Raw genomic sequence first — 21852 nt, forward strand, 5'->3', positions numbered from 1 at the left:
TCCTGCACGGCGTTATTTCATTATGAATTCGGGTTAATCAGCTCGCGGCTCAAGTTATACAGCGCCTGCTTCATCGGGTAGAAAAACAGCGTTTCCGGCAGCGTTTCGCCCTGACCGAGGTTGCGGCCAATCTGGTGCAGACCCAAGTTCAGGCTGTCCTCAATTTCGCGGAGCAGGAAGTCTTTCACCTTCTGTCGGTCCACGTCTACGCCTACTTCGCGCATCAGCGGGGCCACGTCGTCGTTGTCGAGCACGATTTCGAGGAAACGGCGCGTATTTTCGATTACCGACTGCTTCAACTCGGCGTCGACTTGCGGAATCTTTAGGCGCGCCGTGTCGATGTCGGCACCTTCCAAGGCACCATTAAGCTTCACCGTCCGAATCTTGTCGAAGTCGGCGGCGCTGGTGGCACTTTCTTCGAAGAGAACACCACCATTGGTAGTTGCCTCTTTCGGGTTGTCAGCCAGGATAACGCGGAAGTTTTGCGGTGGCTCTTGACCAGTAGCGGCCAGGAATACAGCCTTGGTGATCTTCTCAATAGCCGCCAAGCTACTGCCGCCGCTGAGCAACCGCAGGTACAAGCTGCCTTTGCCGGAGAAGCACAAGTAACGAGGCGTTTTCAAGCCCAAATGCTGCACCAATTGCGCTACATGGTAAATTATGGCCGTGTAGTGCAGGTAGAAAAGCACTCGCAACTGCCGTCCTTTGCCCAAGCCAAGGCTCTGCGTAAAGCGCAACGCTTCATTATAGGTAAAGAGCAAGCTCGTTACGTCGGCCGAACCGAAATCGGGGTTCTGTAGAGCTGCGCGTAAGTAACCCTTGTACTCCTGATTCTGCTCCGAATCGGGCAGGCTTTCTACGTACTGCACGCCGAGGCGAAGCAGGCCATTTTGCTTGGGCGCACCCTGAACGCGGGCGTAACCATCGCCCCACAGGTCGTCGCCGGCAAAGCGGAACGATGAGCTGAACGAAGGCTTCTGCTCGGCGAAAATCAGCAAGTCAGTCGTACCGCCACCGATGTCGATGTTGATGACATTCTCATCACGGTTGGGCACCACCTGGTTCGTAGCCGTGAGGTAGTAGTACGGCGCCACCGACTCTGAAATACACTGCGTGGGCCGGCGAGCACGGAACACCTCCTGGAATGCCTCGTCCCACACCTGCTGAAACTGATTGCGCAGGAACATATCAAAGCTCAGGGGGGCAAACCACACTACGCGGGTGTCTTCCAGAATACCACCGTACTGAGCTGCCTTGTGCTTCATTAGCAGCAGAATCTCTTTGAAGAAAGCTGCAATCCGATTCACGCCCTGGGGGTCCAGTTCCGCCGACCACTTCAGATTAGTCACGAAGCGGTTCTGGGGCGGCTGGTTGGTTTCGGTGTTAATGCTGAAACCGATGTTGATGTTGCTCAGCACTTTGCTGGGCTCATTGGCATAGGAGTTTGTCTCGCACACCGCCGTCCGAATCGGAAACTCATACACCGACTGCTGCTCGCCCACGATGCTAGGCACAAACTCCCGGTTCTGAATCAGCGGAATATCAAACAACTGGCCGGGGCCGCGCATGTAGCGCTGGAAAGCCGAATAGCCAGTGTCAGGCAATGGTGCGTTCAACAGTTCCACCTGCAAGTCACCCTCCCCAATAGTAAACGGCTTAGGATGAGCAGAAGGACCGTCGGCGTAGGCTACGTGCGTGTTGCTGGTACCAAAGTCAACGGCGAAGGTGAAGCGGCGGGTGCCGCGGTCCAGTTCACGCCAGCGCGGCACAATAAGACCGCGGGCCGGCTCGGCGCCCAACGTAGCTGGCGGACAAGTCAGCTCAGCAAGATCGAAGTGCGTACCGCTGATTTCGTAATATGTACTGCCAGCCGTGGCTACACTTTTTTGAGTGCGCTCAAACTTGGTAGCGCGGCGGGCTGCGCCCTGGTCAGTCAGTCGCTCGCCACCTACGAAGAAGGTAAGTTCGTAGCGACGCTGCAGCATTGTGGGGCTGTTGTCGGCATCCACGAGCATGACTTTGTAGAAGTCGTTGTACTCGGGCTGGGCGCGCATCTTGTAGAACGGGAACACGCCCAGGCCAATGTTGGCCCGCACGATGCGACCCTTCTCCGGAATTTCGCGGCCTTGCGCATCCTTAGGGTTCTGCGGATTCTGGTAGTAGCTGCGCTCAAAAGTGATAAAACGCCCCCCCTGCACTGGCACCCGCACGTTTACCCGCACATGGTTCAGGTCGATAGTAAACGTGACCAGCTCAGCCAGATCGTGCTCCGTGAAGTACTCAAAGAAGGATTGCTTCAGCGGCAGCAAATACGGAAACCGCGCACGACCTTGGGTGTCAGCACCGTACTGGAACGTGACCTTACCCGTGTGGAAGCGCTGGGTATTTAGCTCGTATGGCAGCTCAACCAGCGCATCTTCCAAGAAGTCGCCCACCGTGAGGTAAGGATACTTGAAGCCTTTGCCGGGCAACACCCGATTCTCCAGCGTCAGCTCATCGGCGTAGGGCACAGGCGTGCGGTCGTCCCAGGGCTGGCCGTTGAGGTAATTTGCTCCCTGCATGGTCAGGTTGGGGCGCAATACCAATGGGCGTAGGCGGCCGCTGCTGGTTTCGCGGGTAGGCTGAATAAACAAGTCGCTGCTCATCACCGCCGACTGATCGGCGCGACCGGGTAGCGGCACATACTTTACGCTTACCAAGTTGCCCTGGAAGTCAGTGATGGCGGGGTACTTGGCGGCAAAGCGCTGGGCCGTGTGCTCGCCCTGCATCTGCATCTGATTGATGCGGCTGCGGTCGAGGCTGGCGAATACGCTGCCGGCAAACTCGCGGCGCTGCAACTGCGGATACGCCAGAAACAGCTCGTACACGAACTCGCGGAAAGCCGGCGAGCGGTCTTCGAGCAGCACAATCTGATTATCGAAATAATGCCCCCTAGCCTGGGCGCGCTCCAAGTCTAGCGGTGCTACTGTAGGGGCTGTGAAGAGCAGGGTAAGTGGTGAAGTGCCCCCCAGCAAGCGCGGTCCGCCCGGCAGGTCCGGCGACTCGTAGAACACGAGATACATATCCGAGAAGTCACGGAATCGGTCATCCTGCAAGAACAGCCGCAAGGTTTCGCCCAGCAGACGCGTGCCCTCATCGGCCTGCATCTTGCGCAGCTCCGTCTCCGCGTTCCAGCGACGCAGCGTGATTTTGCGGCCAGCTTGGGTGTAGAGGTTGAAGTTGTACAGCACCTCAAACAGGTCCCAGTAGTGCGACACCAGTTCATGGTACACCGAGCCCGCATTGCGCTGTCCCTCACGGGCCAGGAAATCAAAGGCCGTTTCAAACAAGTGCATCCGCGCAAATGGCGTCGGAATGGACACGGCCACATTCTTGGCCCGCCCGCCTGTGGGGTCGGTTACGGTATCAATTTCGGTGCTGGTAATGGGAGCGGTTTTCTGCCAGCCTTGCACCTGCTGGGAGCCGTTGTTATGTAAGCGAAGGACTTTGGGCATTCCTATAGTCGATTATGTCGATTGAGTAGTAATTCAATTCCCCTCCTCAGATACTGTTGCGCATCAAGCAAGGAGGGGTGCCCTAAGGGCGGGGTGGTTGACCGGCGTTGCTGATGTTGTGTGGAAGCGGGCCTGCAAACGGTAGGCGGTCATGCAGAGCGGAGCGAAGCGTCTCGCGTGTTTAGCGGGATTAGTAATCAGACATCAGCACGCGAGATCCTTCGCGCTGCGCTGCATGACGTTCTATATACCCGTTCCCGTTAAACAACATCAGCAACGACCTCAACCACCCCAGCGGCGGCTGCGCCGCCGCATCCCCTCCTCAACTTAGGAGGGGAGCTTGATGTTCTTATACAACCTTTACCTTTTCTTCAAACGCTTTATCCGTCACGCGGTCGAACAGAGCCAGCAGCTTCTTGAAGTTGTCGGGCTCCTGGATAGACTTTGCAGCGTCGTTGAGCTGATTGAGGAAGTAGTTCTGACTGAGGCCTTTGTTGAAAAAGTCATTCCACTTTTTCTCTACAGGCTTGCCGGCAATCATGGCGTTGAAATCGTCGGTGGTGAGGTCGAAGGGGCGGAAGGCGCGACGGTTTTGGGACAGCTCTCTTAGCCACTCATCCACACCGAATTCAGGGCTGTGGAGGAAGTTGTTCAGCTCCTTGAATATGGGTTCATTGCGCATGGCATAGTCCAGGTTCAAGTTGTCGTGGTAGGGGGCTTTATCAGTGGGCAGGTGCTGCTTATGATAGCGCGTGAAGTACAGGAATTGCGTGAGTTGCTTAGCAATCAGTTCCCGCGATTCGTCGGGCAAGTGGCTGAAGTTCAACTCTTGCGTGTCTACGCCCAAGCCATACTCGTGGAAGTGCGGACCGCCATTGCGCAGTTCAGCATCGGGGTACTGCATAAAGTCCACGATGCTGAGCGCGGCCAGCAGCTCAATGAGGTGAGCCTTGTTGCGCTGGGCCGTGCCGCCAGGTTGGTTTTCGTAGGGCGTATCAGGCGTATCAGCCAGGTAATACAGAGCGTCGAGGCCCTGTAGGTTGTGCTCGTAGTAGCTGAGTGCCGCCTTTGTCTTGGTGAGGAAGCTGTTGGAGTCGATGATGGAGTTATCCTCTGATTGCAACGCAAAGTAGGGCATCACCGTCACGGCGCCGGTCAAAGCATCGCGCAGGTAGCGGGCATTGCTTAGGCGCGTGTTGGGGTCTTTGAGGTTTTTGAGCAACAATGGGAACCCCGCCGCGCCTGTGCCGCCGAAGATGCTGGAAACGAAAAACACCCGGTCGCCGGCTTGGAAGTTGTCAGCGAAAAAGCGGATTTCCGGCGAGTCGACCACCTTATTCAGCACGACGCTGCCCACGTTAGGCGAGCCGCGGAAACCAATAGTCAGGGGGCTTTCTAGATTGTCTTGGGTGAACAGCAACTCTACCAATCCTTTGGAATCGATAGAAAGCTGGTCGTAGCTTAAATATTGGCGGAAGCTTTGGTTGATGCCGCCAAAGTCGAAGACGAACGTGTCCTTTACACCCCCGTTGGTGTCAGCCGAAATGCTGCTGAGCGTGCTGATGTTGGTGTGAAAGAAGCCGTCTTCGCGCTGCCCTAGGCGGCTATAAATCTGCTGATAGCTCTTCAGCATATTCACCGTCCGATTCATGTCGCCGTTGTGAGCGTCGGGGTCGATGATGATGGGCACTACCCGGTCGCAATTGGGTAGCTGTACGCCGGCGGCCAGCAGCATGGTGAGGGAGCGAATAACGCGGGAGCCCGTGCCGCCAATACCGAATAAAAAGAGTTTAGCCATTGAATCGCAGAGTTTGCAGATTGATCAGATTTCGCGGATGCGTACAGAAACGCATTATTTGGTGGCTTACTGCTGAGCCTATAGGCTTCACCGCCAGTTATGAGTTTAGCTATAGAAACGATAAAGACGCGAGTTATCGCGTCTTTATGCCCTTAAAAAGGTGTAGTGCTGGCGTTGGTCGAGCCTTTGCGCAGAATAACAGAGAAAAGAAAAAACCAGAGTAGGCCGTACACGGCGTTCAGCGTTGCCAGCCAATAGATATAAGAGTGCTCCGCTACCTGCTGACTGTTGCACTGCACAATGGCGATAATAAAGGCAATAATGGCGTTAGCAATAAGGAAAATTGCCCAATGGCGTCCCTTATTGAAGGTTGCTACTCCCATCGCCCGGTTAATCAGATAATAGAAAATCAGCACCAGGGCCAACGAAACACCTAGCGTCAGCAGGCCGACGTTGGGGAAAATTACCTCGCGGTAAACAGGGGTTTCGGATGGCGGCTGCGGAGAGCCGATGAGTTCGTAGAGAAAACGGAAAAATGACTTCATAGCGGAAATGTACAAATAACTTTGAGTGGAGATTCGCTGAACGCAGAAGATTCAACAGAATTGTGTGCATGATGCAAATCAGCGCAACAATATTAACTTCTTACGCTATTTGGCGGGCTCAAGCGTGAGTGGAATTTGAAATACGGGGGCATCTTGGCCAGCGACAATAGCTGTAGACACGCCATCGAGGAGACTGGCGAAGGCGAAGGTTTTGGGGCCCGCCTGATTGATGTTGCTGTCGTTTTGGGTTGTCCACTGGCTTACCCAAGCCGGGCGGGCATCATTGAGCACTACTTGCAAAGGGCGGGCAGCACGGGCCATTTTAGTTAAGCGCACTTTCACAAAGTGCGTGTACTGATTTTCGGGGCCGCTGCTGGCGCGGGTCTGGTCGGTGGCCGCGGCTACGTTAACGATCTTCGCGTCCGTATCCTGACCAACAAGCTTTAAATTTTGCTTTAGATAAGCGGGGTCGCGGTACAAGGCAGGCATGGTGCTCAAATTTAGACCCAGCACAAACTCCACGGGGTTCTGCGCGGAAGCTTCCTGCACGGCTACCGTGTGGTAGGTGGCACCGGCCTCACGCTTGCTGGCGGTTTTCTCGCCGTAATACCAATCACCTTTGTTCTGATATTTATTTAGCAGGGAAGAAGCCGGGCGCGGATACTTTATGCCGTAATGCACCTGTTGAGCTGGCTGTTTGGCCAGCAAAGCGGCCTCAAAGCGACGCACGGCGTCCTGGGGGCCAATTACCCAGAAATAATACGGAATATCGGTGTCGCAGCAGTTGGGTACTTTGCGGGCGCCGGTCATGATGGCCGGGTAAAACGTGCCCTGAAAATCGGAGGTGAAACCGTATACCGACACAGCCAGATCAGTGCGCTGGGTGCGGCTGATGGCGTCGGTGATATCCGTTTTGATGTAAGGAATGGCGCCCGTGTTCTTGGGCGAGTAGATAAAGTCCGAAATCAGGACGTTGACCGTGTTGGCCGCGTAGTAGTTGCTGACCAGCGTATCGAGCACTGTCGGGATGTCGGTGCTGCTGGCGGGCTCTTTGATGCCGCCGCGCACGGTGCCGGAGAGTTCCTGGTACGAGTCGCGATAAGGCTTTTCTTTAATACGATAATACACTTTGCGGCTTGCTGCTGGGCTGTTATTCAGCTCCGACAAAAACTGTGCGACCTGCTGCTGGAAGCGGGTATTGCTGGCATCAGCGCCGGGCTTAGGCATAAAGCCTTCCATCGAGCCCGATACTTCCAGAAACACATTTACTTGAGCTAGCGGCGCGGCAGCGGCAGCATCCGTTTCGACTGCCACGTTGGGCGCTCCTTTGTCGGGGGCGACTTTGGCGTTGTCGCGCGGCATCTTGGTTTGGTCGTTCTCGACCTGTTGCTCGGTTACCGCGCCGCCTTCGGTTTTTACATCATTGCGGGAGTAACAACCGGCCAATACTAACAGCACAGCGGCCAGCGCAGGTTGAAAACGGAAGCAGGGGGGCAAATTCATAGAAGCAAAATAGAAGCAAACGGCCCGTGCCGCAACCTGCGTACTGCTGGCCGGGCGGGTGGGTTGTGGGGGAACGCTGAGAAACTCGTAAAATTTTGTGCCACTTCTCGGCTGGCAGCCTTATCGATATTATCGAATGTTTTTGAATTAGACAGTTAGGCAGTGCAGCAGATGGCTAGTAAAGATGTCATATAGCCCGTCATGCAGAGCGAAGCGAAGCATCTCGCGCGCTGATGTCGGAGTAGTAATTGTCATGCTGAGCTTGCCGAAGCATCTCTACCGCTTCGTTGTGCACCGATTGGGATTAGTAACCAACTGAGATGCTTCGGCAAGCTCAGCATGACGTTCTTCTTAGCTGAGCTACTACTCCCGCTAAACACGCGAGATGCTTCGCTCCGCTCTGCATGACGGTCAACAGTTGGTAATGAACTAGGCTAAAAAAAAGCCCCCAGACTATTAGCTGTAATTGATTTCGGTGTTGTCGCCGATGTTGAGGCTGTGGTTCAGGCCACTGAAAGAAGCGTCGCTGCCCACAATGCAGTCTTGCATGACGGCGGAGCGCAACTCGCTATACGAGCCAATGATAGAGTCGCTTATGATGGTGTTGCGCACGATGGTGCGGTCGCCTATGGCCACATTGGGCCCAATGATGGAGTGGCGAATCTGGCAGTCGCGGCCGATGCTGACGGGCGGGATGATAATGGTATCCGGAAATTCGGGGTACTCGCGGGCTACCAGAAATTCGGGGCGGTTGAGCAGACGGGCGTTGGCTTCGAGCAGGCTTTCCTTGCGGCCGCAGTCAAACCAGTTATCAACCGGCGTGGTGGTCATTTCCTCACCTTCGTTGATGAGCAGCATGAGCGCATCGGTTAGCTGATACTCATTGTGGGTGCGCTGCTCATCGGCGATAATACGCTCCAGGGCCACGGCCAGCCGCTCAGGATTGGCAATTTTATAAAGCCCGACCAGCGCATGATTCGACTTCGGGATGCGCGGCTTCTCGACTACCTTGGTTACCTGTCCGGTAGCATCCGTCTCGACCAGGCCAAACATGGAGGGCGTTTTCACCTCCTTCACGGCCAGCACCGTGCCGGGCGTATCCAGTAGCTGGCTCAGGTCTACGTCTACGATGGTGTCGCCGAGCAGAATCAGCATGCCGTCGGTTTCGTAGCGAAAATGCTCGCGCGCGACCCACAATGCGTGACCAATGCCTTCGCGGGGCTCCTGCACCACAAACTCGGAGCGAAGATTTGGGTACTGCCGACGCACGTAACTCTCAATTTTCTCGCCCAGGTAGCCAATCACGAACACAAAATCTTCGATGCCGGCGGCCACCAGCCGGTCGATAATGTGCCCCAGAATAGTGTTGCCCGCCACTGGCACCAGTGATTTGGGCTGGGTGTGGGTGTGGGGCCGTAAGCGCGAACCAATACCAGCAACAGGAATAACAGCTTTCATAAACGACAAACGTGGCGTAAGACCGCAAAATAGTAATTCGTGCGGCAGTAACTCTAAAGACAACCGCTAAGACGCGTTTCCGTACTTTGCACTGCGCATATTTAATATTTGGTGCGTAACTACAACCATCTTTCCCTTCCTCTCCCTTTCTCCTATGAAACGTCTTCTTCTCTATCTGTTTGGTTTGATGGTGCTGCTCACGCAGTCGTCGTGCGGTTACAACGGCATGGTGCAGCGTGATGAGGCCGTAAAAGCTCAATGGGGTAACGTGCAGAACGCCTACCAGCGCCGCGCCGACTTGATTCCAAACCTGGTAAATACCGTGAAAGGTGCTGCTAACTTCGAGCAAAGCACGCTTACCGGCGTTATCGAAGCCCGCGCTAAGGCAACCAGTGTACAGCTTAACGCTGACCAGCTGACGCCCGAAAACATTCAGAAATTCCAGGAGGCTCAGAGTCAGTTAAGCGCTGGTTTGGGTCGTTTGTTAGCCGTGTCAGAAAATTATCCGGAATTAAAGGCCAACGCCAACTTTCAGGAGCTGCAGGCCCAGATTGAGGGCACCGAGAATCGTATCAACGTGGAGCGCAACAAGTTCAACAACATGACTAACGACTACAACGGCTTCATCCGACAGTTTCCCAACAACTTATTTGCGGGTGTATTTGGCTTCTCGGCCAAAGGATATTTTGAGGCCGATGCGGCTTCTCAGAAAGCGCCTACAGTACAGTTTTAAGTTTTAGCGGCTGGTTGCCGGCTTTCCGTAAAAGCCTAAAGCCGGCAACCAGCCGCTACAAACCCATGATCAGAAACAAATGAAGAACCCTTTGACCCCGGAGCAGGAAGCCAAGCTGGTTGCCGCCATTCGACAGGCCGAAATCAAGACCTCAGGCGAAATTCGGGTACACTTGGAAGATAACTGCCCTACGCCCGAACCCCTAGACCGGGCCGCGCAGGTATTCGCTGAGTTGAATATGCACCGCACGGCGCAACGCAACGGGGTTCTTTTTTATCTGGCCTGGGAAGCGCGCCGCTTCGCGGTCATTGGCGACGCCGGTATTAATGCCGCCGTGCCCGACGACTTCTGGGAAACCACTAAGGAAACCGTTCTCAAGCACTTTCGGGCTAATGACTATGTGACTGGCCTGGAAAAAGGCGTGCGCATGGTGGGCGAACAATTGCAGCATTTTTTCCCGTACGATGCGGGCACCGACAGCAACGAGCTCGACGATTCTATCTCATTTGGCAAACCGACGCCCCGCGCGCATGAGGCACCCCTCCCCTTCTGCCTTCTGGCGAATCTTAGTTCCTTGTTTGTTGCTGTGGCTGGCCGTGGCCGGAATTTGCCCCCCAGCCCTCGCCCAGGATTTGCCCCCCAGACCCAGTCCGCCGCGGCTGGTGAACGACCTGGCCGGTATGCTGCGCCCCGATGAGGTGGCCGCGCTGGAAAATAAGCTGGTGGCTTACGACGACTCTACGTCTTCTCAAATTGCCGTTGTAACCATTCCAACATTAGGCGATTATGAGCTGGCCGACTACGCCCAACAGCTTTACGAAGCGTGGGGCATTGGGCAAAAAGGCAGCAACAACGGCATCCTTATTCTGGTAGCCGAAAAAGAACGCAAAGCCCGCATCCAGACCGGTTATGGCCTAGAAGGTGCCGTGCCGGATGCGTTGGCGAAGCGTATTATCTCCAATACCGTCGTGCCGGCGTTCCAGCAGCAGCGCTACTACGACGGCCTAGATCGGGCTACGGATCAGCTTATTGCGCTGGCCAAAGGCGAGTACAAAGCCGACCCAGCCACAAACCAACGGGAGCGCAGCAGCGACGACAGCGGCTCCGGCTGGACCTTTTGGCTGGTAATCGGCGTGCTGGTGCTGTTTCTATTTATGCGCAACCGTGGCGGCGGCTCCGGCGGCCGACGTAGCCGGGGCTTTGGTGGCATGGGTATTCCACCCGTCATCTTCGGCGACTTTAGCGGCGGCCGCGGTGTGTTTGGCGGCGGAGGCGGCTTGGGAGGTGGCTTCGGCGGCGGTGGCGGAGGCTTTGGCGGCTTCGGAGGCGGCAGCTCCGGCGGCGGCGGGGCCAGCGGCGACTGGTAATTACTGCGCTTCTTCGGTGCCGTGTGGCACAACCTGCTGATACATTGGCAGCTCATAAAACGGCCGCAATAGCTGAATGACATCCAACGCATCAGCCACAGCTTCGTGGGCTACGGTGTTGTCCTCAAACTTTGCGCGGGCCTTGCAGATGCTCATCGTGGGCAGGCGCGAATCTTTCTTCCAGTTTAGGTAGAACGCGGCGGGGTCCAGCATGGCAGGCTCGGCCCGAACCAAAGTGCCGTAGCCGGGCAGCTCGCGCAGAAAGCCCAGGTCGAAAGAAGCGATATTCTTGCCGGCCATCGTCACGGTTACGCAGTTGTGCTTGTCGGCTTTGAAGCCTTGCGCTAGTAAAAACTCCCGCAGCTGAGGCAACAACTCTTCTGGGGGCAAATTTCCGGGTTCGGCTCATTGCGCGCCAGCTCTTCCAGCAACCGCGCATTCAAGGCCAGCGCGCCGGCCGTGCCCACGTACTCGTGGTGCCGCACTGCCCGCCGAAAAACGGGTAAATCAGTCAGTGGGCGCGGGCGCTTGGTATCTTCCACCACGGCCGCTAATTCCAGAATCTGATGGCGCTGAGGCTTGCCGCCGGAGGTTTCAAGGTCGAGGGAAATGTAGCGCATCTCAGCCTGTACGGTTGGCAGTACACAGACGTTGGAGCCGTTGCTTCTTAATGATCACTCATTACGCCTGCTTTGATGGCTACGGGCAAGCGGTTTTCGGCGGGCGGCACGGGGCAGGAATATTGCCCCCATATGCGCAAAATGGGTTATAAGCCCGGTTGAAATCCAGCACCACTTGCCCGTTTTGAATCTGGCCGAGGCGTAAGTCGAGGTAGCGGCCGCCGCCGTAGCTGCTGTGGCCATTGGTGCGGTCGGTGAAGGGCACAAACAGATAATCCTGGTAGCCTTCCTTTTGTATCAGATCAAGGCTTTGGTAGATGGTGAGCTTCAACGCCTGCCCATCGAGCGTGAAATACGCGTCGCCATATTTGCGGTACATCGGCCGGCGGGCGGTGCTGGTTTCCATCTCAAAAGGAGCGGCCAGCGAATCGCGCACAAAGCGGGCCTGCACGCGAGCGGTACTGTTCAAGGGAAAAAAGGGCAGTCCCTTGAAATTCTTGAGCTCTTTGGCGGGCAGCGGCGACTCGGCCGGGTTGCGGTACTCGGCGTTCAGCTCCTGCTGAAAAAGCGCTACTTCTTTGGCATGCTCTGCTACTGGCAGCGTGGTGATAGGAGCAGTGGTTTGCGCGGCGGCACTCAGGGAAGCCAACATTAGCAGTAGCGGAAGGAAGCAAGTGTATTTCATGCTCCAAAATACACCAGCTTTCGCATACGAACTGGCGTATTGGCTGAACATGGCGCGCGCTGGTGCGTTTACACAGAGCGCTTGCTTCCTCCTGCTTGTATATTCGCCTCCATGACCGAGACTACCGCCCCCGAAACACCCAAAAAACTCTTTCTCCTCGACGCTTTCGCCCTCATCTATCGGGCGCACTTTGCTTTTAGCAAGAACCCGCGCATCAACTCCAAGGGAATGAACACGGGCGCTGTGCTGGGCTTTACCAACACGCTCGTGGAGGTATTGCAGAAGGAAAAGCCCACTCACCTCGGCGTGGCTTTCGACGCGCAGAAGAAAACGTTTCGCCACGACAGCTTTGCCGAGTACAAGGCCCAGCGCCAGGCCATGCCCGAAGATATCGGCACGGCCATTCCGTACATCAAGCGGGTGATTGACGCCTTCAACATCCCGATTCTGATGGTAGATGGCTTTGAGGCCGATGACGTGATTGGCACCCTGGCTCAGCGTGCTGAAGCACAAGGCTTTGAGGTGTTCATGATGACCCCCGATAAGGACTACTGCCAGCTCGTGACGGAGAAAATTAAGATTTACCGGCCTGCTTTTATGGGCAACGCCGCCGAAGTGCTTGATCTGCCCCACGTGCTCCAGCGCTTCGAGATTGAGCGCGTGGAGCAGGTAACGGATATTCTAGGTTTGCAGGGCGACGCCTCCGACAACATTCCCGGCATTCCGGGCATCGGCGAAAAAACGGCCAAGACGCTGATTCAGAAGTATGGATCGGTGGAGCAGCTCATTGCCCACGTAGATGAGCTGAAAGGCAAGCAGCAGGAAAACGTGCGCAACTTCGCCGAGCAGGGCCTGATGAGTAAAGAGCTGGCCACGATTCACGTGAACGTGCCCATCCCATTCGAGCCCGAGGCACTGAAAATGGGTCCGCCCAACGAGGAGCAGCTACGCGCTTTATTCGAGGATCTGGAATTCCGGCAACTCGCGGCGCGGGTGCTGAGCGGTGGCGCACCGGCTAGCTCTACGCCGTCGCCGCGGGCACGGCGGGCAGCGGCTGGGGGGCAAATTGCGCTGTTTGGTGCGCCGGCTTCCGCAGCTACGGCAGAGGATGAGGACGAAGACGAAGACGAAAATTTGCCCCCCGCCACCAAGCGTACCCTCGCCGATGTGCCCCACCAGTATCACCTGATTGATACGCCGGCCCTGCGCAAGTCTTTGCTGGGCTTCCTGATGCAGCAAAAAGAGGTGAGCTTCGACACCGAAACGACGGGCCTAGACACGATGACCTCGCGGCTGGTGGGACTGTCGTTCTGCTATTTGCCCGGCGAGGCGTATTACGTGCCCGTGCCACACGATGATATGGCTGCCGCTCAGGCGCTTGTAGATGAGTTTCGGCCTTTCTTGGAAAGCGAAACCATTGGTAAGATTGGCCAGAATATCAAGTATGATCTCACCATTTTGAAGCACTACAACGTGCGGGTACGCGGTCCGTTGTTCGACACCATGCTGGCCCACTACCTGCTGGAGCCCGACATGCGCCACAACATGGATATTCTGGCCGAAACCTACCTGCACTACACGCCGGTTTCTATTCTGGAGCTCATCGGGCCGAAGGGCAAAAACCAGAAAACCATGGCCGATTTGCCCCCCAGCCAGGTCAGCGACTACGCCTGCGAGGATGCCGACGTGACTTTGCAGCTCAAGCATGTATTTGAGCCCAAGCTGGCCAAAATCGGTTTGTTGAAGCTGCTGAACGAAGTAGAAAACCCGCTGGTACCTGTGCTGGCCGATATAGAGTACGAGGGCGTGCGCATCGACAGCTCGGCCATGGGTGAGTACTCCGCTGAGTTGCAAGGCTACGTTACGGAGCTGGAAAAGCAGATTTTTCAGGCGGCCGGGCAGGAGTTCAACATTGGCTCGCCCAAGCAGCTTGGCGAAGTGTTGTTTGATAAAATGCAGCTCGGGGGCGGCAAGATCAAGAAAACCAAAACTGGCCAATACGCTACTGGTGAGGAGATTCTGAGCGTTCTGGCCATTGATAACCCCGTGGCCGCGCTCATTCTGGAATACCGCCAGCTCACCAAGCTGCGCTCTACCTACGTGGAGGCGTTGCCGCAACTGGTGTGCGAGCTGGATGGTCGGGTGCACACGTCCTTCAACCAGGCTGTAACCGCCACCGGCCGCCTGAGCAGCACCAACCCCAACCTCCAGAACATCCCGATTCGGACGGAAAAAGGCCGTGAGATCCGCAAAGCCTTCGTGCCCCGCGATGCCGACCACCTGCTCCTCGCCGCCGACTACTCCCAGATCGAGCTGCGCATCATGGCCGACTTCAGCAAGGACGCGACCATGATTGAGGCGTTTCGCCAAGGCATTGATATTCACAGCAGTACGGCTAGCAAAGTATTCGATGTGCCGCTTTCGGCCGTGGATGCTGAGATGCGTCGCAAAGCCAAAACCGTGAACTTCGGTATCATCTACGGCATTTCGGCCTTCGGTTTGGCTCAGCGCCTGAGCATTTCGCGCAAGGAAGCTCAGGATATTATCGAGGCTTATTTTGAAGAGTTTGGAGCTGTGAAGCGCTTCATGGACGAAAGCATAAACAAAGCCCGCGAGCTGGAATACGCCGAAACCCTGCTCGGTCGCCGCCGCTACCTGCGCGATATCAACTCGCGCAACGCCACGCTGCGCGGCTTTACTGAGCGCAACGCCATAAACGCGCCCATCCAAGGAACCGCCGCCGACATCATCAAAATTGCCATGATCCACATCCACGACTGGCTGGGAAAGGAAAAGCTAGGCACCAAGATGATTCTGCAGGTGCACGACGAACTGGTGTTCGACGCGCCCAAAGAGGAAATCGAGTACATCACGCCCCGCATCCGGGAGTTGATGATCAACGCCTTACCGCTAAGCGTACCGATGGAAGTAGAAGTAGGAACGGGCAGCAACTGGCTGCAAGCGCACTAAATAATAAAGGGAAAGCCACTTGCTTTCCCTTTATTATTCGCTCGTAACTATTCCCGGAATAGCGGCAATGCTGTAGCGCGGCATTTCGGTTCGCTTAACGTTGCTATAGCTGCACTAGTCAAAGAAAAAAGCCCCCCAGACATCATCGTTCGTTTCGCTGTCCCACGATTCGACGATACGCGAACGGAAAGGTCGCGCCACAGGCACAACGGTTCTAAACCTTTCTTCACACTACAATACCCCAGCCGCTCGCCTACCGTATAGCGGGGCTACACGACTATCGTATTCCTCGCGCTTATGCCACACCAGATCCATACTACCACTTTGCAGAATGTAGCCCGCGGTGTGCTGGGCACCTTTATGATAGTAGCTGGCGCGGGTCACCTCACTTTTGCGCGGCGGGAGTTTCAGGCTCAGGTACCCGACTTTGTGCCGCTTGACAAAGACACAACCGTGCTGGCATCGGGAGTCGTAGAAATCGGGTTGGGGCTGGCGCTGCTATCGCTGAAAGGCCGGAACCGGGTGCGGATGGGGTTAGGATTGGCGGCCTTCTACGCGCTGGTTTTTCCCGGCAACATTCACCAGTACACGCACCACATTTCTGCGTTTGGCCTCGATACCGACGCCAAACGAATGGGCAGACTGTTTTTTCAGCCCGTGCTGATGGGCTGGGCACTATGGTCGACGGGAGCTTTGGAGGCGTTGAAACGCTCGAAGAATGGCCGCTCTTAGCCGCAAATCGATAAGTTATGAACTCCCGACTGGCTGAGTTGGTATAACTGTGTATGACGACGGATTCTTCTTTTGATGTAATAGTTATCGGCGCGGGGCCGGTCGGGCTGGCATGCGCTATTGAGGTGCAGCGCCGCGGCTTGTCGGTTTGTGTGGTCGACAAAGGGGCACTGGTCAATTCCATTGTGGGCTACCCGACCAACATGGAGTTCTTTTCCACGCCCGAGCTGCTTGAAATTGGCGGCTACCCCTTCCCTACTAGTGGCTACAAACCTCTGCGCGAAGATGCCCTGGATTATTACCGCCGGGTAGCCTTCGCCGAAAATCTACCGCTGCGCCTCTACGAGCGCGTGCTAAGCCTGGAAGGCGAACCGGGCGCGTATGAGTTGCACACGAACCTGGGCCGCATGCAAACGCAGTCTGTGATTGTAGCGACGGGTTTCTTTGATGTGCCCAATAAGCTGAACGTGCCCGGCGAAGAGCTACCCCACGTAAGTCATTACTACAAAGAGCCGTACGCCCATGTAGGGCAGCCGGTAATTGTGGTAGGGGCCAAAAATTCATCGGCCAAAGCGGCTTTGCAACTGGCCCGCGCCGGCGCCGACGTAACGCTGGTAGTGCGCGGACCTGCCCTAGCCGACTCGGTGAAATATTGGATTCGGCCTGATCTGGTGAATCGTATCGCTGAGGGCCGAATAAAGGCGCTTTTCAACACCACTATTTCGGCTATCCGGCCCGGAGAGATAGATGTAGTGACGGAAAATGCCCCCCAGACCCTGCCTGCCAGCTTTATCTACGCCCTCACCGGCTACCGCCCCGACTATAGCTTGCTGGCCGCTTTAGGCATCGACACTCAGCCGGACGCCGCCCGCACTCCCTGGCACGACCCTGAGACCTTCGAAACCAACCGCCCTGGCGTATATCTGGCGGGTACCGTATGCGGGGGGCTAAATACCAGTCGGTGGTTTATCGAGAATGGGCGCTACCACGCGGCTGTTATTGCGGCGCATCTGGCGGGACAGGCGGCTCCCATTTTGCCCCCCGTGCTCCAGCCTGTACAGCTGTAATAGCGCTGGCAAGTGCACTCACAAAAAAGCCCCCTCCAGTGCGGAGGGGCTTTTTTGTGAATACCTAAAACGAACTATGGGAATTTAACACCCCGATATTCGTTTGAATTTAGCGTTGGAACCGAGGCACCATACTGCTGATTAATAGCTCTTATCATTTCGTTGGCTACAATAGAGTAACCGCGAGGAGTTAGGTGCACCCCATCAAGCGAGAACAGGTTGCCGGTAATAAACTGAGTGGTATTGTTTACCCCGTTAGTGATGATGCCGTTGGCAGCTACACGAGCAAAAAAGCCATTTACATCGAATACGGCCAGGCCTTTTGCATTGGCTTTGGCTATCATGGCATTGTTGAAGGCAGTAGTAGCCGTGCGTACTAAAGCCTGCTCAGCATCGTCAAGCACAAAGGCGCTTGGGATAGGGTTACCCATGCTGGTACCAAACGTCTGGAGCGTATCAATGCCATAAGCCGTCAGGAAGAGCGGGAAACCGGCTGCTGGTTGGCCACTCTGACCATAGACATAGCGCCAGGCACGCCCCGTACGCTGATTCAGCAGGCCAAGGAAAGGCGAAGATGTCAGCGTAAACAACTGGCGACCCACACCGCTGGCATTGCGAATGTCAGCGGTTGCAATTTGCTTGCGAGTGGTAGCACTTGCAGGACCTGTGGCTGACCCAGTCTGAACTACTATGCCAGGAACACCATTTGGCAAACCAGGCTGAGGAGTTTCTAAAGTGGCCCGGAATGATGGACCTACTGTGGTGAAGAAAGGAATGTTAGTAACGTCTGGAATGGTAGCAACAATCCCTTTGGCACCATTTGCTGTGAGCGCATCGATGAGCTGGTTGTTGTTAGCAGTGAAAACTGTGGTGCTTGTTAGCGAACTAGTTGGGGCGGTACTTGCGCCACCAGATGTCGCATAACCCAGCACGTCATTATTACCCATCCAAGCTGTAAAGAAAGTAGGGTTAGAGGCTGCTACACGCGCTAGGTAAGTCTGGTTAGACTGTGCGTCGGGAGTAATACGCTCGAATAGTGGATTACCCGTTACGCTACCATAAGTAGTCGAAAGAATATCCGCCATGCGAATGCCGGGTACACCTAGGTTATTTATCGGCTCTGTGAACTTAGTGTAGAGCGGACGGGCTGCCGTAGCGCCTGCCCGTAGGGCTAACTCCGTATTCACTGGCGCCGTGATAGGGCTGCCAGTGGCAGTGAAACCAGCCAGCCGCAAATATCCAGTGCCATTGCGCTGAGCCTCCGTGAATAGTGGCTGCACAAATTCGCCGCCACCTACGCTGCGGAACTGCTGCGCCAGCAGGTTAGGATAAGAGTTCAGCTGACCTTCCAGGTATAAGCCGCCATCTGCCTGACCAGCAGTTAGGGAGTTGCCTACGGCGATGTAGCGCGAGAAGTCGGCAGTGCCGCTGCTGGGCTTAATGTCTTGTTCCAAATCAGGCTGGCAGCCCGTAAGAGCCAACCCAAGAAACGCCAGGAACGGGGCGGATTTAGTAAACAGTTTAGAGACCATATCGATACAAGCGAGGCAAAGAGTTAGAAGGAGTAGTTCAGGCCGATACCTGGAATCACGATGTTGGTTTTGTAGGTACCAGCTACGCGGTCCTGAGTGCCATTGGCTACCAATTGGCTTTGCGTCTGGCTACGCTTAGCGATGCTTACAAACTGAGTGGAGAAATCTACTCCGAATTTGCCCATGGCGTAAGAAGCACCAATGGTACCGCTGACACGGTTAGCGTCAGGCGTTTCGGGCGTTACGTATCCATCGCGTACGGGCGACTCATCATAAGCACCACCGGCGCGTAGGGTCAGGCCTTCCGTCACTTTGTATTGTCCACCTAAGCGGAAGGTAAGCGCATCTTCATAGTTGCGCTTCGAAACGCTGGTGTTAGAACCGTTGATTGGATCAGCGAAGGTGAACTCCAGGCTTTTGTACTCGCTCCACTCAGCGTAGTTCACGTCGATACCGATAGTGAGCTTATCGGTAGGCATGAGGCCGATACCGATGCTGGTAGTAGCAATAAGGGGAAGCGTAGCGCTGAATTTGGTATTAGGAAAACGGGAGGCCAATACCGAGTTAGGGTCGATGCCGGTGAAAGTAACGTCACCGTCTTTTACCTCGGCGTCAATCTTTGAGCGGTAGTTTATACCCAGGCTAAACTTCTCAGATGGCTTGAAGAAGATACCCGCGTTAAAGCCGACTTTGCGCTCGGCTTCACCGTCCAGCTCAATATGACCAAAGGAATCAGGCAAAGGCACATCACGCTGCAGGTTTACGGCACCGTAAGCCAATACCGTCAGGCCCGCGCCTACGCTGATCTGATCAGTGATGGCGTAGCTCACGGTGGGCTGCACATAAATAGACTGAAGCTCAATCTCGGTCAGGGACGTGCGGCCTTCCCAGCCCTCAGCATACTTCAGCGTGCTGCCAAAAGGTGTATATACCGCTATACCCGCCCGAAACTTGCCTTCCGCAGGGCCGAAGCTCGCATAGAGGTTGAAAGGGGTAACCACCGTATTTTGCAGTTCGCGCTGGGTGCTTCCGCCTTCAGCTACAAAAGCCTGACGGGCAAACGTAGCATTAACTCCTACTTGTACGCCCCGCTCGCGCACCATTGCCAGCGCGCCCGGATTGTAAAACATAGCAGCCTGGTCGAGCGATAAGCCGACGCCGACGCCGCCCATACCGTTGTTTTTCTGCCCGGCCAGCGTTACCTGATAGCCACCCGCCGAGGCTGCAGTACCCGTAAGTAGCGCACCACTCACTAGGAGTAGAGATTTTAACTTCATAAAAAAGGGGAATGAGTGAGGATTTGCGGTTTATGGGACTAAATGTAAGTAGAAAAATCAATCAAATTAGTAGGCGTGCCGAGTAGTTTACAGGACGCTCTAAACTTTGAACAATTTGCCTTCATTGGATATTGGGGGCAAATTAGCAATTATGCTTACTGATTAGCTACAACTTGTCGGCTGTGCAAATCCAGACGCTGGCTGCTCACCAATACATGCACGCGCAAGTCTTGGCCGGCTACCGGCTCGCCCCGACCGATGCGGCCTAAATTGCTGCCGCGTAGGTGCTGCCCATCCACTACCATCACCACCCCGTCGCCGAACACCTCCGCTTCTTGGCCACCCCGCACGATAATGCCCGTTTCCTGGCCTAGTCCTAAGCCCAGCCGCGCAGGATGCTGCACTACCGCGTGAGCCAAGCGCCCAAAGCGGCCCCGCTCGGCAAAGTGCTGGTCCAGATACACCTCTCCCAGCAAGCCCAGACCCGGAGCCGTACGCAGCCCGCCTTTTGTGAGCGAACGGGCGCCGTGGCCTTCCACAATCATGCAGTCGGGCAGCACGGCCGCGCCGGCGCTGGTGCCAGCCACAATGAAGGCCGCGTCGTGGCGGTAACGGTCGGCCAGCACGGCTAGGGCGCGGGTTTTTTGCCAGAACTCGGTGATGCGCTCCTGGTCGCCGCCGGTAAAAAACACTATGGCGGCTCGTTCCAAACGTCTCAGATTTTCCTCGGTATCAGCGGCGTGGCGCTCATCTATGCGCAGGTGGTGCACCGAGCGGCAGCCCAGATCGTGCAGACTATCCTGGTAGCCGCGGCTGCTGCGGCCGGGGTTGCTAGAGGCCGTGGTTACAATCTCGACCGTAGCAGTAGGCGCGGGCAGCATATCCGTGAGCATGGCCAGCATGGCGTCGTCGTCGCCGCCGCCCAGGGCTACGAGCGTTCCGAGAGGTGATTTTCTGGACATAAAGAAGCGGTAGTTATAGGTAGTTAGTCAATAAAGATGAGATAAGCACCGACGAGTTTTACTCTTCTTGCCTTGTTTTTAAAGCTGGGGGCTTTTTTGAGGTGTAAGCGTTCAAGTCACATCTACTTAATCAAGAGTACGAGCAAAAGCTTTTTGCACCGTCAGGCATACGTGAACTTGGCTAAGGTGAGGGCGTATGAAGAAATACTTTCCTACGTTTCTGCTCTGCCTATGCTCTCCAATCCTACATCCTCGCCCGAAAAGGAACAGCTCCAGCAGGAGCGTACTGAACTTTTACAACAACTCACCGACTGGCTTGAAACGCCCATGCTGGTGCTAGGCTTTGTGTGGCTCGGTTTATTAGGTGTTGAGCTAATCTGGGGGTTGTCGCCGGGCTTGGAGCTGTTGGGCACAACGATTTGGGTGATTTTTATTATCGATTTTCTGATCAAATTCATCCTGGCTCCCCGGAAATGGACTTTTCTTAAAAGCAACGTCATTACGCTAATCTCCTTGCTGGTGCCGGCCCTGCGACTGTTTCGGCTGGCGCGGGTGGTGCGTGTGTTTCGGGCCACGCGGGCCGTGCGCGGGTTACGGTTAGTGAAAGTAGTCGGCTCACTGAATCGGGGAATGCGAGCCTTATCGAACAGCTTTGGCCGACGCGGTGCTGGTTATGTGGCCGCGCTTACGGGTGTTGTTCTGTTCTTGGGCGCGGCCGGTATGTATGCCTTCGAGAATAAAGTGGAGGGCGGCCTCCGTTCCTACGCCGATGCGCTGTGGTGGACGGCCATGTTGCTTACCAGCCTGGGAAGTGAGTATTGGCCCCAGACGCTGGAAGGGCGAACCTTGTGCTTTTTGCTGGCCCTTTATGGCTTCGCGGTGTTTGGCTATTTCACGGCTACGTTGGCGTCATTCTTTATGGGTCGCGACGCCGAAAGCCCCGAAGCCGAGTTAGCCGGAGCTGCTCAGCTGGCAGCCCTTCACACCGAGCTACGCCAGCTCCGTCAGGAGTTGCAGGCTGGTCAGTTTCCGGCACCGCCCGCCCCCACTCAGAAATAGCCTAGCGCTAGCGGCGGGGCCGTTTATTTAGGTTAATTTTGAGGGCCAGT

Annotated in this window: 18 protein-coding genes; 7 read left to right on the forward strand and 11 right to left on the reverse strand. The window is 55.7% G+C overall.

Going from position 1 to position 21852, the window contains the following annotated elements; all coding sequences use genetic code 11:
* Positions 1 to 20: 20 nt before the first annotated feature.
* The 5 genes from H9L05_RS05550 to H9L05_RS05570 all read right to left on the reverse strand — a co-directional run bounded on the left by H9L05_RS05550 (position 21) and on the right by H9L05_RS05570 (position 8798).
* A complete protein-coding gene (locus tag H9L05_RS05550; RefSeq protein WP_187733346.1) occupies positions 21 to 3494 on the reverse strand; it encodes a hypothetical protein in 3474 nt (1157 codons plus the stop codon).
* Positions 3495 to 3843: 349 nt separating this feature from the next.
* On the reverse strand, positions 3844 to 5292 hold the full coding sequence (locus H9L05_RS05555) for a hypothetical protein (RefSeq protein ID WP_187733347.1): 1449 nt from the start codon (positions 5290 to 5292) through the stop codon (positions 3844 to 3846).
* 152 nt (positions 5293 to 5444) lie between these two features.
* Positions 5445 to 5837, reverse strand: coding sequence for a hypothetical protein (locus H9L05_RS05560; RefSeq protein WP_187733348.1), 393 nt, complete (start codon positions 5835 to 5837; stop codon positions 5445 to 5447).
* Between the two features lie 105 nt (positions 5838 to 5942).
* Positions 5943 to 7340: a hypothetical protein gene (locus tag H9L05_RS05565; protein ID WP_187733349.1), complete on the reverse strand. Its 1398-nt coding sequence runs from the start codon at positions 7338 to 7340 to the stop codon at positions 5943 to 5945.
* A gap of 456 nt (positions 7341 to 7796) precedes the next feature.
* Positions 7797 to 8798, reverse strand: a complete 1002-nt coding sequence (locus H9L05_RS05570) for a sugar phosphate nucleotidyltransferase (protein ID WP_187733350.1) — start codon at positions 8796 to 8798, stop codon at positions 7797 to 7799.
* A gap of 154 nt (positions 8799 to 8952) precedes the next feature.
* On the opposite strand from H9L05_RS05570, the gene H9L05_RS05575 reads away from it, so the two are divergent.
* From H9L05_RS05575 to H9L05_RS05585, 3 genes are all read left to right on the forward strand, one after another.
* The gene (locus H9L05_RS05575; protein WP_187733351.1) at positions 8953 to 9531 is read left to right on the forward strand and encodes a LemA family protein; all 579 of its coding nucleotides are present in this window, start codon (positions 8953 to 8955) and stop codon (positions 9529 to 9531) included.
* Between the two features lie 79 nt (positions 9532 to 9610).
* Positions 9611 to 10228 carry a TPM domain-containing protein gene (locus H9L05_RS05580; RefSeq protein ID WP_317175117.1) on the forward strand — a complete coding sequence of 206 codons (618 nt, stop codon included), beginning with the start codon at positions 9611 to 9613 and terminating at the stop codon, positions 10226 to 10228.
* Positions 10128 to 10898 carry a TPM domain-containing protein gene (locus tag H9L05_RS05585; RefSeq protein WP_223284747.1) on the forward strand — a complete coding sequence of 257 codons (771 nt, stop codon included), beginning with the start codon at positions 10128 to 10130 and terminating at the stop codon, positions 10896 to 10898. Before H9L05_RS05580 ends, H9L05_RS05585 begins: the two co-directional genes overlap by 101 nt.
* Here the strand turns inward: H9L05_RS05585 and H9L05_RS05590 are convergent, their stop codons facing one another.
* From H9L05_RS05590 to H9L05_RS05600, 3 genes are all read right to left on the reverse strand, one after another.
* Complete coding sequence (locus H9L05_RS05590; RefSeq protein ID WP_187733353.1) at positions 10899 to 11273, reverse strand: 3'-5' exonuclease family protein; 375 nt, start codon at positions 11271 to 11273, stop codon at positions 10899 to 10901.
* Positions 11243 to 11518 (reverse strand): hypothetical protein, encoded by a 276-nt coding sequence (locus tag H9L05_RS05595; RefSeq protein ID WP_187733354.1) that lies wholly within the window; start codon positions 11516 to 11518, stop codon positions 11243 to 11245. Before H9L05_RS05595 ends, H9L05_RS05590 begins: the two co-directional genes overlap by 31 nt.
* A gap of 79 nt (positions 11519 to 11597) precedes the next feature.
* Positions 11598 to 12170 (reverse strand): DUF1684 domain-containing protein, encoded by a 573-nt coding sequence (locus H9L05_RS05600; RefSeq protein WP_262892630.1) that lies wholly within the window; start codon positions 12168 to 12170, stop codon positions 11598 to 11600.
* A gap of 144 nt (positions 12171 to 12314) precedes the next feature.
* On the opposite strand from H9L05_RS05600, the gene polA reads away from it, so the two are divergent.
* From polA to H9L05_RS05615, 3 genes are all read left to right on the forward strand, one after another.
* Positions 12315 to 15173 carry a DNA polymerase I gene (gene polA, locus H9L05_RS05605; RefSeq protein WP_187733355.1) on the forward strand — a complete coding sequence of 953 codons (2859 nt, stop codon included), beginning with the start codon at positions 12315 to 12317 and terminating at the stop codon, positions 15171 to 15173.
* Between the two features lie 297 nt (positions 15174 to 15470).
* Positions 15471 to 15905, forward strand: a complete 435-nt coding sequence (locus H9L05_RS05610; RefSeq protein WP_187733356.1) for a DoxX family protein — start codon at positions 15471 to 15473, stop codon at positions 15903 to 15905.
* Positions 15906 to 15958: 53 nt separating this feature from the next.
* Positions 15959 to 16972, forward strand: coding sequence for a YpdA family putative bacillithiol disulfide reductase (locus tag H9L05_RS05615; protein WP_187733357.1), 1014 nt, complete (start codon positions 15959 to 15961; stop codon positions 16970 to 16972).
* Positions 16973 to 17046: 74 nt separating this feature from the next.
* On the opposite strand, the gene H9L05_RS05620 is transcribed toward H9L05_RS05615, so the two are convergent.
* The 3 genes from H9L05_RS05620 to H9L05_RS05630 all read right to left on the reverse strand — a co-directional run bounded on the left by H9L05_RS05620 (position 17047) and on the right by H9L05_RS05630 (position 20743).
* The gene (locus tag H9L05_RS05620; protein ID WP_187733358.1) at positions 17047 to 18426 is read right to left on the reverse strand and encodes an SGNH/GDSL hydrolase family protein; all 1380 of its coding nucleotides are present in this window, start codon (positions 18424 to 18426) and stop codon (positions 17047 to 17049) included.
* Between the two features lie 101 nt (positions 18427 to 18527).
* Positions 18528 to 19781, reverse strand: a complete 1254-nt coding sequence (locus H9L05_RS05625; RefSeq protein ID WP_187733359.1) for an OmpP1/FadL family transporter — start codon at positions 19779 to 19781, stop codon at positions 18528 to 18530.
* Between the two features lie 155 nt (positions 19782 to 19936).
* Positions 19937 to 20743, reverse strand: a complete 807-nt coding sequence (locus H9L05_RS05630; protein WP_187733360.1) for a cyanophycinase — start codon at positions 20741 to 20743, stop codon at positions 19937 to 19939.
* Positions 20744 to 20974: 231 nt separating this feature from the next.
* On the opposite strand from H9L05_RS05630, the gene H9L05_RS05635 reads away from it, so the two are divergent.
* Positions 20975 to 21802 carry an ion transporter gene (locus H9L05_RS05635; RefSeq protein ID WP_187733361.1) on the forward strand — a complete coding sequence of 276 codons (828 nt, stop codon included), beginning with the start codon at positions 20975 to 20977 and terminating at the stop codon, positions 21800 to 21802.
* Positions 21803 to 21852: the final 50 nt, after the last annotated feature.

This window comes from Hymenobacter qilianensis, from assembly GCF_014489555.1.
Taxonomy (GTDB): Bacteria; Bacteroidota; Bacteroidia; order Cytophagales; family Hymenobacteraceae; genus Hymenobacter; species Hymenobacter qilianensis.

Coding starts and splice junctions, on each gene's coding strand:
- H9L05_RS05635 (WP_187733361.1), top strand. CDS start 20,975: ATGCTCTCCAATCCTACATCCTCGCCCGAAAAGGAACAGCTCCAGCAG.
- H9L05_RS05560 (WP_187733348.1), bottom strand. CDS start 5,837: ATGAAGTCATTTTTCCGTTTTCTCTACGAACTCATCGGCTCTCCGCAG.
- H9L05_RS05615 (WP_187733357.1), top strand. CDS start 15,959: ATGACGACGGATTCTTCTTTTGATGTAATAGTTATCGGCGCGGGGCCG.
- H9L05_RS05550 (WP_187733346.1), bottom strand. CDS start 3,494: ATGCCCAAAGTCCTTCGCTTACATAACAACGGCTCCCAGCAGGTGCAA.
- H9L05_RS05595 (WP_187733354.1), bottom strand. CDS start 11,518: ATGCGCTACATTTCCCTCGACCTTGAAACCTCCGGCGGCAAGCCTCAG.
- H9L05_RS05630 (WP_187733360.1), bottom strand. CDS start 20,743: ATGTCCAGAAAATCACCTCTCGGAACGCTCGTAGCCCTGGGCGGCGGC.
- H9L05_RS05600 (WP_262892630.1), bottom strand. CDS start 12,170: ATGTTGGCTTCCCTGAGTGCCGCCGCGCAAACCACTGCTCCTATCACC.
- polA (WP_187733355.1), top strand. CDS start 12,315: ATGACCGAGACTACCGCCCCCGAAACACCCAAAAAACTCTTTCTCCTC.
- H9L05_RS05575 (WP_187733351.1), top strand. CDS start 8,953: ATGAAACGTCTTCTTCTCTATCTGTTTGGTTTGATGGTGCTGCTCACG.
- H9L05_RS05625 (WP_187733359.1), bottom strand. CDS start 19,781: ATGAAGTTAAAATCTCTACTCCTAGTGAGTGGTGCGCTACTTACGGGT.
- H9L05_RS05580 (WP_317175117.1), top strand. CDS start 9,611: ATGAAGAACCCTTTGACCCCGGAGCAGGAAGCCAAGCTGGTTGCCGCC.
- H9L05_RS05610 (WP_187733356.1), top strand. CDS start 15,471: ATGCCACACCAGATCCATACTACCACTTTGCAGAATGTAGCCCGCGGT.
- H9L05_RS05555 (WP_187733347.1), bottom strand. CDS start 5,292: ATGGCTAAACTCTTTTTATTCGGTATTGGCGGCACGGGCTCCCGCGTT.
- H9L05_RS05565 (WP_187733349.1), bottom strand. CDS start 7,340: ATGAATTTGCCCCCCTGCTTCCGTTTTCAACCTGCGCTGGCCGCTGTG.
- H9L05_RS05570 (WP_187733350.1), bottom strand. CDS start 8,798: ATGAAAGCTGTTATTCCTGTTGCTGGTATTGGTTCGCGCTTACGGCCC.